Raw genomic sequence first — 12,923 nt, forward strand, 5'->3', positions numbered from 1 at the left:
ACGATATAGCGACGGAAGGGCGGACATCACCGTGACCGACGATGCGACCGAGGGCTCGGTGCTGACGCATCGCGACGGTGCGTTGCTGCGGATCACCCTGGACCGCCCTGAGCGCCGGAACTCGTTGAGCCATAACATGATCGACACGCTGGTGACCGTGTTGACGGCGGCGTCCAGCGACGACACGCTGCGGGCCGTTCACCTGCGCGGCGCCGGGACCGACTTCTGTAGCGGCGCGGACTGGGTGGCCACCAATACCGGCGGCGGCCGTCCCCGCGCCGGCGATCTGGTTCGGCGCATCCCCAATACCGCGCACCGGGTCATCGAGCTGATCCACAGCATCCAACTGCCGGTGGTCGCCAGCGTCCGCGGTTGGGCGGTCGGCCTGGGCGCCAACCTGGCGCTGGCGGCCGACTTCACCGTCTCGGCGCCCGACGCGGTGTTCTGGGAACCCTTCGTGTCCCGGGGATTCAGCCCGGATTCGGGTTCCACCTGGCTGCTGCCCCGGTTGATCGGCCTGGCCCGGGCCCGGCGGATGCTGCTGCTCGGCGAGAAGGTCAGCGGCGCCGACGCCGCCGACTGGGGGCTGATCCATCAGGCGGCCGCCGACCCGGATGCCGCCGCCGAGGAACTGCTGGCCCGCCTGGCCGACGGACCCACGGTCGCGATCGGGCTGACCAAACAGGCCCTCAACCACGGCCAGCAGGCAAGCCTGGCGGCGTCCTTGACCCAGGAGCTGTTCAACCTGGAATTGTCCTGCCGGACAGCTGATTTCAAGGAAGGGCTGGCTGCGTTCAGTCAGCGACGCCCACCCGAGTTCAAGGGTCGTTAGCCGAAGGGGCCATGGATGACTGCTGAATCCGCGCGGTTCGATTCGATCACCTACGACGTGGACGCACACACGGCGACGATCACGCTGAACCGTCCCGAGGCGCTCAACGCGCTCAGCCCGCACATGATCACCGAATTGCGGGCCGCCTACCACGAAGCCGAGAACGACGACAACGTCTGGATGCTGGTCGTGACCGGCACCGGCCGGGCGTTCTGCACCGGCGCCGACGTCAAGGCGATCCCCGGTGACGGCAAGGTGATCAACGAACGGCCCTACCTGTCCAGCTATGAGCAGTGGGAGGCCCCGCAGGAGGGCACCCCGCCGTTTCGCACCATGGCCAAGCCGGTGCTGGCGGCCATCAACGGCATCTGTTGCGGCGCAGGGCTGGACTGGGTCACCACCGGCGACATCGTCATCGCCTCGGAGCAGGCCAGTTTCTTCGATCCGCACGTGTCGATCGGCTTGGTCGCCGGACGCGAGGTGGTCCGGTTGGCCCGGGTGCTGCCCCGCTCGGTGGCGCTGCGGATGGCGATGATGGGCCGCCACGAACGGCTCAGCGCCCAGCGCGCTTACGATCTCGGCATGATCAGCGAGGTCGTGCCGCACGACCGGCTGCTGCAGCGCGCCCACGAGATCGCCGGCCTCGTCAACTCCAACGCGCCGCTGGCTGTGCGCGGCACCCGGCTGGCGATCCTCAAGGGCCTGGATATGCCGCTGCACGAGGCAGAGATGCTCGCCGAAGCGTTCCGGGAACGCAACCTGCACACCCAGGACTCACTGGAGGGGCCCAAGGCGTTCGTCGAGAAGCGGGCACCGGAGTGGCGGTGCCGATGATGCCGTTCGAGACCATCCTGCTCGACTTCGACCGCGCCGATCAGGTGGCGACCATCACCGTGAATCGTCCGGATCAGCTCAACGCCTTCAATCGCACGCTGTGCGAGGAGATGGCCGCCGCGTGGCGCATCGTCAAACTCGACACCGGCACCAACGCCGTGGTGCTGCGGGCGGCAGGCACCCGGGCGTTCAGCGCGGGGCTGGACGTCAAAACCCCGTACGGGCAGCCGGAAAACGTCTGGAATCACGAGGATCCCGGCGAGTTGCTCAGCCCCAAGTGGCAGAAGATGTTCAAACCCGTGGTGTGTGCGGTACAGGGTATGTGCACCGCCGGCGGGTTCTACTTCGTCAACGAATCCGACGTGGTGATCTGCTCGGCCGACGCCACGTTCTTCGATTCGCACGTGTCCGCCGGGCTGGTCTGCGCGCTGGAGCCGATCGGGTTGATGCGCCGCATCGGCCTGGGCGAAACGCTGCGGATCGCGTTGATGGGAAACGACGAGCGGGTCAGCGCGGACACCGCACTACGGATCGGGCTGGTGACCGAGGTGGTCCCCGCCGAAGACCTGTGGGCGCGTGCCCATCAGATCGCGGCGACGATCGCCGCCAAGCCGCCATCGGCCACCCAGGGCACCGTCAAGGCGATCTGGGAGTCCCTGGACAAGCCGTATCGCGCGGCGCTGGATCAGGGCCTGATCTACACCCGGCTGGGCAACCCGCTCGGTCAGGCCGAACTCGACGCACAGCCCCCGCGACCCACCACCCCGCCCCAGATCCGGTGATGACCCATCGGTTGAGCCGCCGCATCGCGCACGTCCTCGAGCTGCAGCCGCAGGCGGCCGCGCTGGAGTACGACGGCACCTGGTACTCCTGGGCCGATCTCAGCGATCTGGCCCGGCGCATCGCGGCGTTGACCGCGGGACGGCGGGTCGGGATTCTGCTGCGCAACCGGCCCGCTCAGGTCGCCGCACTGCTCGGGGTGCTGTTGGGTGGCGGCTGCGTGGTGGTCATCAATCCCTCCCGCGGCGACGATCGCACCCGCAGCGATATCACGGCGATGGCGCTGCCGATGGTGATCGGCGAAGCCGGCGACCTGGCCGCCTTGGTCGCCGCCGGCCCGCACACCACGGTGGTGACGCTGACCGGGCTGACCGAGGCTGCCGAGGTGCACGAGGCAGCCGAACCTGGTACCGACCCGGGCCGTCCCGGGGTGGCGGTGTGGATGTTGACCAGCGGCACCACCGGTCCGCCCAAACGGGTCGATCTCAGCTACGACATGTTGGCGCACAGCGTGCTCGGTCCGGAACCCACCGAGCTGCGCGGTGGTGTCGCCATCGTCAACTCGCCGCTGGTGCACATCGGCGGGGTGTTTCGGGTGCTGCAGTGCGTCGCGGACGCGAGATCTTTTGTGCTGCTGGACCGCTTCGAGCTGGCCCGGTGGGCCGACGCGGTCCGCAGCTATCGACCCAAGGCGGTGTCGCTGGTGCCGGCCGCGCTGCGGATGGTGCTGCATTCGGACCTGACCCGCGACGACCTGGCCGGTATCCGCGCCGTCACCTCCGGCACCGCGCCGCTGTCCGCCGACGACGCTGACGCGTTCACCGACAAGTACGGCATCCCGGTATTGACCTCTTATGCGGCAACCGAATTCGGCGGCGGGGTCGCCGGCTGGACGCTGCCCGACTACCAACGGTACTGGCATGCCAAACGCGGCAGCGTCGGCCGGGCCAGCCAGGGTGCCCAGCTGCGGGTCGTCGGCGAAGACGGTGCGCCCCTTCCGCCCGATCATGCCGGGCTGCTGGAGGTCAAACCCGGCCAGCTCGGCCCCGCGGTGGACTGGATGCGCACCACCGATCTGGCCCGCATCGACACCGACGGGTTCCTGTGGATTCTGGGCCGAGCCGATCAGGCGATCATCCGCGGCGGGTTCAAGGTGATGCCCGACGACGTCCGTACGGCGCTGGAGGCCCACCCCGCGGTGACCGGAGCGGCGGTCATCGGTCGCCCCGATGAGCGGCTCGGTGAAACCCCGGTCGCCGTCGTCGAACTGCGCGCCGGCTCCTCGGTTGACGCCGACGCACTGGTGGAGTTCCTGCGGACCCGGCTGGCGCGCTACGAAATCCCGACCGACATCACCGTGGTGGCGGCCATTCCGCGGACGCCGTCGGGCAAGGCCGATCTCGCGGCGGTCCGGCGGCTGCTCAGCGTGCAGGACGAGCATGCCCGGTGAGGCGCCGACGCTGCCGGCGGTTCTGCGTGCCCAGGCAGCCGCCCGGGCCGAGCATCCGCTGCTGATCTGCGATGCGGATCGGCTCAGTTACGCCGATGCCGAGCGACGTTCAGCCGTACTGGCTTCCACACTGGTCACGCTGGGCGCCGGGAAGGACACCCACATCGGGGTGCTGTACCCCAACGGCGCGGCGTTCTTGGTGGCGGCGCTGGCCGCGGCGCGCATCGGTGCGGTGGTGATCCCGTTCGCCACGACTGCCCCGGCACCGGAGCTCCGTGCGCAGCTGCTGCACAGCGATGTGCAGATCCTGCTGGCCGCCGAGGCCTACCGCTCCCACGACTACCGGCAGCGGCTGGCCGAGGTGATCGCCGACGTCGATATCACCGCCGGCCCGATCTACAGTGTCGAGGCGCCGCAGCTGCGCCACATCGTGTTCGATGTGGCGCCGCCGGGCGCTGATCCGATCCGCGATCCGCGGCTGGCGGCGCTGGAAGACGACGTCGAGGCCTGCGATCCGGTGGCGATCATCTACACGTCCGGGTCGACCGGCAACCCGAAAGGGGTGGTGCACACCCATGCCGGGCTGCTCGGCCACCAGCGCAACCTCAACGAGATCCGCGGCCTGTGCGCCGATGACACGCTGTTCTGCAATTCGCCGTTCTTCTGGATCGGCGGGTTCGCGTTCGCGCTCCTGGCCACGCTGCTGGCCGGGTCGACCCTGCTGTGTTCCAACGCCGTCGATCCCGACGCGACGCTGGATCTGATCGAGGCCGAAAAGCCGACCATCACCAACGGTTTCGTCGGTGGCGTCGCGGCTCTGGCCCGGCGTCCCGGTTTCAGTAGACGCGACCTCTCCTCGCTGCGGCGCGGCAACCTGTATCCGATCATGGCGCCGGAGGTTCGTCCGGCCGATCCGCAGTTGCGGCACAACATGCTCGGCCTGACCGAGACCGGCAGCGTGGTGTTGATCAGCGACGACGAATCCGATCAGCCGTCACACCGGCGCGGCAGCTACGGCCGCCCCGCCCCCGGCTTCGAGTGCCGGGTCGTCGACCCCGACAACGGTTTCGATGTAGTTCCCGGGGCCGTCGGCGAACTGTGCGTGCGCGGCCCGTATCTGATGCAGCGGTACTACAAACGCAGCCGCGAGGAGTGCTTCGACGACGACGGGTGGTTTCACACCGGCGATCTGGTGCGCGTCGACGCCGACGGGTTCTACTACTTCCTCGGCCGACGCCGTTCGATGATCAAGACCGCCGGGGCCAATGTGTCGCCGGCGGAGGTGGAACGCGCGATCGCCAAGGTGGCCGACGGCGCCGTCGCGCACGTGCTCGGTCTGCCCGACCCCGACCGCGGACAGCTGGTCGCCGCCGTGCTGATCGGCGACGGCCTCGACGAATCCGTTGTGCGGGAGCGGCTGGCAGCCGAGTTGTCCGCTTACAAGATCCCGCGGCGCCTGGTTGTGCTGCCGGCCGCACAGGTGCCGCTGCGTCCCAACGGCAAAGTCGATCTGCAGCAGCTGGCGAAGGTGTTCGATGCCTGAGCAGCTGACCATCGATGCGCTGGTGCGGGGCCGGGCCGCCGAGGGCGCCAAACCGGTGGTGATCGATCCGGGCACCCGGCTCGGCTACGCCGAACTCGAGCGGTCCACCCGCGAGCTGGCAGCGGTGTTCATCGGCGCCGGTGTCGGCAAGGGAACGCGGGTCGGGCTGATCATGCCCAACGGTGTGCGCTGGGTGCAGATCGCGCTCGCGTTGACCCGCATCGGCGCGGTGCTGGTCCCGCTGAGCACCCTGTTGACCGCCCCGGAACTGGCCGCCCAGCTTCGGGTAGCCTCGGTGCAGGTCCTGATCGGCGTCGAGGAGTTCCGCGGCCACCGCTACCTCGATGACCTGCCGGCCGATCTTCCCGCGCTACGCGAAGTCTGGCCGGCCGATCGGCTGCTCCCCGCCACGCCCGACCCGGGCGCAGCCCGGATCGTTGACGCCGTGACGGCGACGGTGACCCCCAGCGACCCGTTGGTCATCATGTTCACCTCCGGCAGCAGCGGGCTGCCGAAAGGTGTACAGCACTCCCATGGCAACGCGCTGCGGGCGGTGCGGTCGGGCCTGGATGCGCGCTGCGTCGATTCCAGCACACGGCTGTATCTTCCGATGCCGTTCTTCTGGGTCGGCGGGTTCGGCAGCGGTGTGCTCTCGGCGTTGCAGGCGGGGGCGACGCTGGTCACCGAGGAGATCCCGACGGCCGAAAGTACCCTGCGCCTGCTGGAATCCGAACGGGTCACACTGTTTCGCGGCTGGCCCGACCAGGCCGAGACCCTGGCCCGTCACCGTGGCAGCGCCGACTTGTCCGCGCTGCGCCCGGGCAGCCTGGAAGCCCTGCTGCCGCCGGAGCAGCGCGCCGAACCCGGGGCTCGGGCCACCCTGTTCGGCATGACCGAAGCCTTCGGGCCGTACAGCGGCTGCCGCGCCGACACCGACATGCCGCGCTCGGCGTGGGGCAGTTGTGGAAAGCCCTTTCCCGGCATCCAGGTTCGCATCGTCGACACCGACACCGGCGCCCCGGTTCCGTCGGGCACTATCGGCATGATTCAGCTGCGGGGGCCACACCTGATGCGCGGCATCTGCCGCCGCGGCCGCGAGGACGTGTTCACCGTCGACGGCTTCTACCCCACCGGCGACCTCGGCCACCTCGACGCCGACGGGTTCCTGTTCTCCCACGGGCGTTGCGACGACATGTTCAAAGTCAGTGGCGCCACGGTGTATCCCGGAGAGGTCGAGCGGGCGCTGCGGTCCGTCGCGGGCGTCGACGCCGCTTTCGTCACCAATGTGACGCAGGCCGGCGTCGAGCGGGTGGGTGCGCTGGTGGTGTGTGGTGGCCACACCGTGCCGGAGCTGCGCACCCAGGCCCGAGCGCTGCTGAGTTCCTTCAAGGTGCCGACGGTGTGGCTGCTGGCGGATTCCGATGATGCGGTGCCGCGCGGCTCGACCGGCAAGGTGGATGTGCGCCGGCTGCGGGCGATGTTGCTGGCGACCTAGCCGGCCGACGCCCGCCGCCGCGGACTCATCCGGCTGGAGGCGTCCACCACCCCGTGCTCGATGAGGTGGTCGATCATCGGCGCCGCCGCTGCGGCGAGGTGTTCGGCCATCGTGGTGCGGGCCAGTTCCGCGTCGTGTTTGGCCAATGCCGCCAGCACCTGCCGGTGATGCTTGCAGGATTTCGCCGGCCACCCGCTGACCGTGGGAAACACCGATTCGGCCGCGTAGCGGGTGATTTGGGACATCAGCTGGGCCAGCTTCGGTGAGTCGGCGGCGACGTTGATGGCCCGATGGAAGTCGTGGTTGAGCCGCACCGCGGCTTCTTCGTCGTCGCGGGCGTAGGCGCCTTCCAGCTGATCCTGGATCGCCCGCAAGGCACGCACCTGCTCGGCGGTGATGTTGGCTGCCGCGCGGGCGGCGAGTTCCCCGCCGATGTGGGCCTGCACGTCGGCGACGTCGGCGATGTCGCGGGCGGTCACCGGCAGCACCACGAAGCCGCGGTGCGGTTGCTGTTCGAGCAGCCCCTCGGCGCGCAGCCCGAACAGCGCCTCGCGCACCGGGGTGACGCTGATACCCAGTTCGGCCGCCAGCTGGTCCAGCCGCACATACTGTCCGGCCGGGTAGCTGCCGTTGAAGATCCGCTTGCGCACGAAGCGGGCCACATCCTCGGAAAGTTGTGACCGGGTGGGGAACTCGGGGGTGCCCACTGCTCAGATCCGATAGTCGGCGAGCAGCCGCTTGCTGATGATCTGTTTCTGGATCTCGCTGGTGCCCTCACCGATCAGCAAGAACGGGGCGTCGCGCATCAACCGTTCGATCTCGTACTCCTTGGAGTAGCCGTAGCCGCCGTGGATCCGGAAACTCTGCTGGGTCACCTCCGAGCAGAACTCACTGGCCAGATACTTGGCCATCCCGGCCGCGACGTCGTTGCGCTCCCCGGAGTCCTTGAGCCGCGCGGCATTCACCATCATCAGGTGCGCTGCTTCGACTTTGGTGGCCATCTCGGCCAGCTGGAAGGCGATGGCCTGGTGATCAGCGATCGGTTTGCCGAACGTCTCGCGTTGCTGAGCGTAGCGCACCGCCAGTTCGAACGCCCGGATCCCCACCCCGCATGCCCGCGCCGACACGTTGACCCGGCCGACCTCGATACCGTCCATCATCTGGAAGAACCCCTGGCCGGGGGCGCCGCCGAGAACGTCGCCGGCGGCCGCCCGGTAACCGTCGAAGATCAGCTCGGTAGTGTCGATGCCCTTGTAGCCCAGTTTGTCGATCTTGCCGGGAATGATCAGCCCCGGCGCGACTTCCCCGAACCCGGTCGGCTTTTCGACCAGGAAGGCGGTCAGGTTGCGGTGCGGCTTGTCGGCGCCCTCGTCGGTGCGCACCAGGGCGGCCACCAGCGTCGAACTTCCGCCGTTGGTCAGCCACATCTTCTGGCCGTCGATGGTGTAGCCGCCGTCGGAGTTTCGGGTGGCGCGGGTGCGGATCGCGGCGACGTCGGATCCCAGTTCGGGCTCGGACATCGAGAATGCGCCGCGGGTCTCCCCCGTCGCCATCCGCGGCAGATAGTGCTGCTTCTGTTCGTCAGTGCCGTGCTGACGCAGCATGTAGGCGACGATGAAGTGGGTGTTGATCACGCCCGAGACGCTCATCCAGCCGCGGGCCAGTTCCTCGACGCACAACGCGTAGGTGAGCAGGGATTCGCCCAGCCCGCCGTATTCCTCCGGAATCATCAGACCGAACAGGCCCATCTCACGCATGGCGTCGACGATCGCCTGCGGATAGGTGTCGGTGCGTTCCAGTTCGGCCGCCGTCGGGATGACGTCCCTGTCCACGAATTGGCGGACCGTCGCGACGATTTCGGTTTGGAACTCGGTCAGACCCAGGGTTTGCGCAAGTCTGGTCACTGTTCGACCCTTTCGAAGATTGCCGCCAGGCCCTGACCGCCGCCGATGCACATGGTTTCCAGTCCGTAACGGGCACCGCGCCGGGTCAGCTCGCGGGCCAGGGTGGCCAGCATCCGGCCACCGGTCGCGCCGACCGGATGCCCTAGCGAGATCCCCGACCCGTGCACGTTGGTCCGCTCCCGCTCGGCGGCGCCGAACCCCCATTCGGCCATCACCGCCAGCGCCTGCGCGGCGAACGCCTCGTTCAGCTCGATCAGGTCGATATCGCCCAGCCGCAGACCGGCTTTGGCGAGCGCGGCTTCGGTGGCCGGAACGGGTCCGATGCCCATGACGTTGGGTGCCACCCCGGCAACGCCCCAGGACGCCAGCCGCACCAGCGGTGTCAGTCCCAGCGCGTCGGCCTTCTCCCGGGTGGTGACCACGCACATCGATGCGGCATCGTTCTGCCCGCTGGCGTTGCCGGCGGTCACCGTCGCGTCCGGATCATCCTTGCCCAGAACCGGTTTGAGCTTGCCCAGTGACTCCACCGAGGTATCGGCGCGGGGATGCTCGTCGGTGTCGACGACTTGCTCACCACCGCGGGTTCGGACGGTCACCGGGATGATCTCCTCGGCGAACACACCGCTGCGCTGGGCGGCCACCGCCCGCCGATGCGAGGTGACCGCCAGTTCGTCCTGTTCTGCCCGGGAGATGCCGTACTGCCGGCGCAGGTTCTCCGCGGTCTCCAGCATGCCGCCGGGCACCGGGTGGTGCTGTCCACCGGCCGTCGTCCGGCCGCGCGCCAGACCGTCGTGCACCGTCACGCCGCCGCGGGAGCCGCCCCACCGCATGTCGGTGGAGTAGAACACCACATTGCTCATGCTCTCCGCGCCGCCGGCGACGACGACGTCGCTGTCACCGCTGGTGACCTGCAGACAGGCCTGGATCACCGCCTGCAGTCCCGACCCGCAGCGCCGGTCGACCTGCATGCCCGGAACCGCCACCGGCAGACCGGCATCCAACGCCACCACCCGGCCGATCGCCGGCGCTTCGCTGCTGGGATAGCAGTGGCCCAGAACCACGTCGTCGACGGCGCCGACGGGAATACCGGTGCGTTCCAGCAGTCCCCGCAGCGCGGCGACGCCGAGTTCGACCGCGCTCAGCGAGGCGAACATACCGCCGTAGCGGCCGATCGGGGTGCGTACCGGCTCGCAGATCACCGCCTCGCGGAAGGTCACAGGTGCCGGCCTCCGGTCACCTCGAGCACGGTGCCGGTCATGTACGAGGACAAGTCGGAGGCCAAGAACAGTGCGACGTTGGCCACCTCGTCGGGTTCGCCGGCCCGTCCCAGCGGCACCTCGGCCACTTTCGAATCCCAGATGCGTTGCGGCATGGCCTCCGTCATCGCCGAGCGGATCAAACCCGGCTGGATCGCATTCACCCGGACACCCAGATACGCCAACTCCTTGCTGGCGGCTTTGGTCATCCCGACGATGCCGGCCTTGGCCGCCGAGTAGTTCGTCTGGCCGACCATGCCGACCTTGCCGGAGATCGACGACATGTTGACGATCGCACCGCGCTGCTGTTCCCGCATGATCGCCGCGGCGGCACGCAGGCCGTTCCAGGTGCCCTTGAGATGCACGGCGATGACCCGATCGAAGTCGTCTTCGGTCATCTTGCGCATGGTCGCGTCGCGGGTGATGCCGGCGTTGTTGACCATGATGTCCAGCCCGCCGAACATGTCGATCGCGGCGGCGACCAGGGCGTCGACCTCGGCTGCCGCGGTGACGTCGCAGCCGACGGCTGCGGCCACGCCCGACCCGCCGAGCTGTTCGGCGGCGGCTTGGGTGGCAGCCAGGTTCACGTCGCCGAGCACCACCCGGGCGCCTTCGGCGATGAACCGTTCCGCGATGGCGTAGCCCAATCCCTGGGCACCGCCCGTGACGACCGCTGTCCGACCGGTCAACAACGACATCTGATCACCCACCTTCTCTCCGCATTCGTTCGGTTATCGTATTTCATATATGATCTGCCCCGGAACGGTGGGGCCGGGGTGCGATGCGGAGGAGCGGCGATGAGCGAAGTCAGCGACGAGGATTTCGCCGAGATCCTGGCGCAGACCCGCCACTTCGTCCGTAGCGCCGTCGTGCCCCGGGAATCGGAGATCCTCGACGAGGACAAGGTGCCCGACGATCTGCGCGACCAGGCCAAGGCCATGGGCCTGTTCGGCTACGCGATTCCCCAGCAGTGGGGCGGCCTGGGGCTCAACCTCGCCCAGGATGTCGAACTCGCGATGGAGTTGGGCTACACGTCGCTGGCCGTCCGGTCGATGTTCGGTACCAACAACGGGATCGCCGGGCAGGTGCTGGTCGGGTTCGGCACCGACGAACAGAAGTCGCGGTGGCTGGCATCGATCGCCAGCGGCGACGTCGTCGCCTCGTTCGCGCTGACCGAGCCCGGCGCGGGCTCCAACCCGGCCGGATTGCACACCAAAGCCGTTCGGGACGGTTCGGATTGGATCATCAACGGCCAGAAGCGGTTCATCACCAACGCGCCCACCGCCGACTTGTTCATCGTGTTCGCCCGTACCCGGCCCGCCGACGAGCAGGGTGCAGGTATCGCGGTGTTCCTGGTGCCGGCGGACGCGCCCGGTGTCGAGGTCAGCGTCAAGGACGCCAAGATGGGCCAGGAGGGCGCCTGGACCGCCGACGTCAACTTCAGCGATGTGCGGGTGCCCGGGAGCGCACTGGTCGGCGGCAGCGAGGATCACGGCTACCGGGCCGCGATGACGTCGCTGGCCCGCGGCCGGGTGCACATCGCCGCGCTGGCGGTCGGCACCGCGCAGCGCGCGCTGGACGAGTCCGTCGGCTACGCGGCCACCGCCACCCAGGGCGGCACACCGATCGGCAACTTCCAGCTGGTGCAGGCGATGATCGCCGACCAGCAGACCGGGGTGCTGGCCGGTCGGGCGCTGGTGCGCGATGCCGCCCGGCTGTGGGTGGCCGACGAAGACCGTCGCATCGCACCGTCGGCGGCCAAACTGTTCTGCACCGAAATGGCCGGTAACGTGGCCGATCTGGCGGTGCAGATCCACGGTGGCACCGGCTACATGCGCGGAGTGCCGGTGGAGCGGATCTACCGCGACGTCCGGCTGCTGCGGCTCTACGAGGGCACCAGCGAGATCCAGCGCCTGATCATCGGCGGCGGTCTGGTCAAGGCCGCACAACGGCAATCCGTCAAATGACAACCGAGGAGTGGGTATGAGCGGGCGGCTGACCGGCAAGGTCGCGTTCATCACCGGGGCGGCGCGCGGGCAGGGCCGTGCGCACGCCGTGCGGATGGCGACCGAGGGCGCCGACATCATCGCGATCGATGTGGCCGGCAAGCTGCCGGACTGCGTGCCCTATCACCCGGCCACCCCGGAGGATCTTGCCGAAACGGTGCGGCTCGTGGAGGCCACCGGCCGGCGAATCCGCTCCGCGGTCGTCGACACCCGCGACTACGACGGGCTGTGCGAGACGGTCGCCGACGGGGTCGGCGCCTTCGGGCGCCTGGATGTCATCGTCGCCAACGCCGGTGTCGCGGCGCCGGCGACGTGGGATGCCATCACCCCGGCGTCGTTTCGCGACGTGATGGACATCAACGTGACCGGCACCTGGAACACGGTGATGGCCGGTGCCCAGCACATCATCGACGGCGGCCGGGGCGGCTCGATCATCCTGATCAGTTCGGCGGCCGGGCTCAAGCTTCAGCCGTTCATGGTGCACTACACCGCCTCCAAGCATGCGGTCACCGGGATGGCTCGCGCCTTCGCCGCCGAGCTGGGCAAGCATTCGATCCGGGTGAACAGCGTGCACCCCGGACCGGTGAACACCCCGATGGGCACCGGCGAGATGCCCGCCGCGGTGGCCAAGGCCATGGCGAGCTACCCGCAGCTGAGCAACATGCTCACACCGTTTCTGCCGATCTGGGTCGCCGAGCCGGAGGACGTCGCCGACACGGTGTGCTGGCTGGCCAGCGACGAGGCCCGCACCATCACCGCGGCCCGGATTCCGGTCGACCAGGGTTCCACCCAATACTGAGCGGCATCCCCCGCGAACAGACGC

The 12,923-nt window shown here is 68.9% G+C and carries 12 protein-coding genes; 8 read left to right on the forward strand and 4 right to left on the reverse strand.

Annotation, left to right across the window (positions count from 1 at the left end; translation table 11 throughout):
• Window positions 1-25: 25 nt before the first annotated feature.
• Genes AC5Y36_RS11605 through AC5Y36_RS11630 form a run of 6 tightly spaced genes read left to right on the forward strand, consistent with a single transcriptional unit; the run spans window position 26 to window position 6,934 of the window.
• Window positions 26-832, forward strand: a complete 807-nt coding sequence (locus AC5Y36_RS11605; RefSeq protein ID WP_500041095.1) for an enoyl-CoA hydratase/isomerase family protein — start codon at window positions 26-28, stop codon at window positions 830-832.
• Window positions 833-847: 15 nt separating this feature from the next.
• Window positions 848-1,666: an enoyl-CoA hydratase/isomerase family protein gene (locus AC5Y36_RS11610; RefSeq protein WP_500041045.1), complete on the forward strand. Its 819-nt coding sequence runs from the start codon at window positions 848-850 to the stop codon at window positions 1,664-1,666.
• Entirely contained in the window at window positions 1,657-2,448 is a 792-nt protein-coding gene (locus AC5Y36_RS11615; RefSeq protein WP_500041047.1) for an enoyl-CoA hydratase/isomerase family protein, read from the forward strand. The genes AC5Y36_RS11610 and AC5Y36_RS11615 overlap by 10 nt, the downstream gene beginning before the upstream one ends.
• Window positions 2,448-3,896, forward strand: a complete 1,449-nt coding sequence (locus AC5Y36_RS11620; RefSeq protein ID WP_500041048.1) for a class I adenylate-forming enzyme family protein — start codon at window positions 2,448-2,450, stop codon at window positions 3,894-3,896. The genes AC5Y36_RS11615 and AC5Y36_RS11620 overlap by 1 nt, the downstream gene beginning before the upstream one ends.
• Window positions 3,886-5,439 carry a class I adenylate-forming enzyme family protein gene (locus AC5Y36_RS11625; RefSeq protein WP_500041049.1) on the forward strand — a complete coding sequence of 518 codons (1,554 nt, stop codon included), beginning with the start codon at window positions 3,886-3,888 and terminating at the stop codon, window positions 5,437-5,439. The genes AC5Y36_RS11620 and AC5Y36_RS11625 overlap by 11 nt, the downstream gene beginning before the upstream one ends.
• Window positions 5,432-6,934 (forward strand): class I adenylate-forming enzyme family protein, encoded by a 1,503-nt coding sequence (locus tag AC5Y36_RS11630; RefSeq protein WP_500041051.1) that lies wholly within the window; start codon window positions 5,432-5,434, stop codon window positions 6,932-6,934. The genes AC5Y36_RS11625 and AC5Y36_RS11630 overlap by 8 nt, the downstream gene beginning before the upstream one ends.
• Here the strand turns inward: AC5Y36_RS11630 and AC5Y36_RS11635 are convergent.
• The 4 genes from AC5Y36_RS11635 to fabG are packed head-to-tail and all read right to left on the reverse strand — an operon-like array spanning window position 6,931 to window position 10,792.
• Window positions 6,931-7,641 carry a GntR family transcriptional regulator gene (locus tag AC5Y36_RS11635; protein WP_500041053.1) on the reverse strand — a complete coding sequence of 237 codons (711 nt, stop codon included), beginning with the start codon at window positions 7,639-7,641 and terminating at the stop codon, window positions 6,931-6,933. The two genes, AC5Y36_RS11630 and AC5Y36_RS11635, sit on opposite strands and share 4 nt — an antisense overlap.
• A gap of 3 nt (window positions 7,642-7,644) precedes the next feature.
• Window positions 7,645-8,838: an acyl-CoA dehydrogenase family protein gene (locus AC5Y36_RS11640; protein WP_500041054.1), complete on the reverse strand. Its 1,194-nt coding sequence runs from the start codon at window positions 8,836-8,838 to the stop codon at window positions 7,645-7,647.
• Window positions 8,835-10,055 (reverse strand): acetyl-CoA C-acetyltransferase, encoded by a 1,221-nt coding sequence (locus tag AC5Y36_RS11645; RefSeq protein ID WP_500041056.1) that lies wholly within the window; start codon window positions 10,053-10,055, stop codon window positions 8,835-8,837. Before AC5Y36_RS11645 ends, AC5Y36_RS11640 begins: the two co-directional genes overlap by 4 nt.
• A complete protein-coding gene (fabG, locus tag AC5Y36_RS11650) occupies window positions 10,052-10,792 on the reverse strand; it encodes a 3-oxoacyl-ACP reductase FabG (protein WP_500041057.1) in 741 nt (246 codons plus the stop codon). The genes AC5Y36_RS11645 and fabG overlap by 4 nt, the downstream gene beginning before the upstream one ends.
• A 99-nt stretch (window positions 10,793-10,891) precedes the next feature.
• Here fabG and AC5Y36_RS11655 point away from each other — a divergent pair, with 99 nt between their 5' ends.
• The gene (locus AC5Y36_RS11655; protein WP_500041058.1) at window positions 10,892-12,061 is read left to right on the forward strand and encodes an acyl-CoA dehydrogenase family protein; all 1,170 of its coding nucleotides are present in this window, start codon (window positions 10,892-10,894) and stop codon (window positions 12,059-12,061) included.
• A 16-nt stretch (window positions 12,062-12,077) separates the two neighbouring features.
• Window positions 12,078-12,899: a mycofactocin-coupled SDR family oxidoreductase gene (locus tag AC5Y36_RS11660; RefSeq protein WP_500041059.1), complete on the forward strand. Its 822-nt coding sequence runs from the start codon at window positions 12,078-12,080 to the stop codon at window positions 12,897-12,899.
• Window positions 12,900-12,923: the final 24 nt, after the last annotated feature.

This window comes from Mycobacterium sp. NGS50 (genome assembly GCF_059812545.1).

Coding starts and splice junctions, on each gene's coding strand:
- AC5Y36_RS11660 (WP_500041059.1), top strand. CDS start 12,078: ATGAGCGGGCGGCTGACCGGCAAGGTCGCGTTCATCACCGGGGCGGCG.
- AC5Y36_RS11610 (WP_500041045.1), top strand. CDS start 848: ATGACTGCTGAATCCGCGCGGTTCGATTCGATCACCTACGACGTGGAC.
- AC5Y36_RS11630 (WP_500041051.1), top strand. CDS start 5,432: ATGCCTGAGCAGCTGACCATCGATGCGCTGGTGCGGGGCCGGGCCGCC.
- AC5Y36_RS11625 (WP_500041049.1), top strand. CDS start 3,886: ATGCCCGGTGAGGCGCCGACGCTGCCGGCGGTTCTGCGTGCCCAGGCA.
- AC5Y36_RS11620 (WP_500041048.1), top strand. CDS start 2,448: ATGACCCATCGGTTGAGCCGCCGCATCGCGCACGTCCTCGAGCTGCAG.
- fabG (WP_500041057.1), bottom strand. CDS start 10,792: ATGTCGTTGTTGACCGGTCGGACAGCGGTCGTCACGGGCGGTGCCCAG.
- AC5Y36_RS11655 (WP_500041058.1), top strand. CDS start 10,892: ATGAGCGAAGTCAGCGACGAGGATTTCGCCGAGATCCTGGCGCAGACC.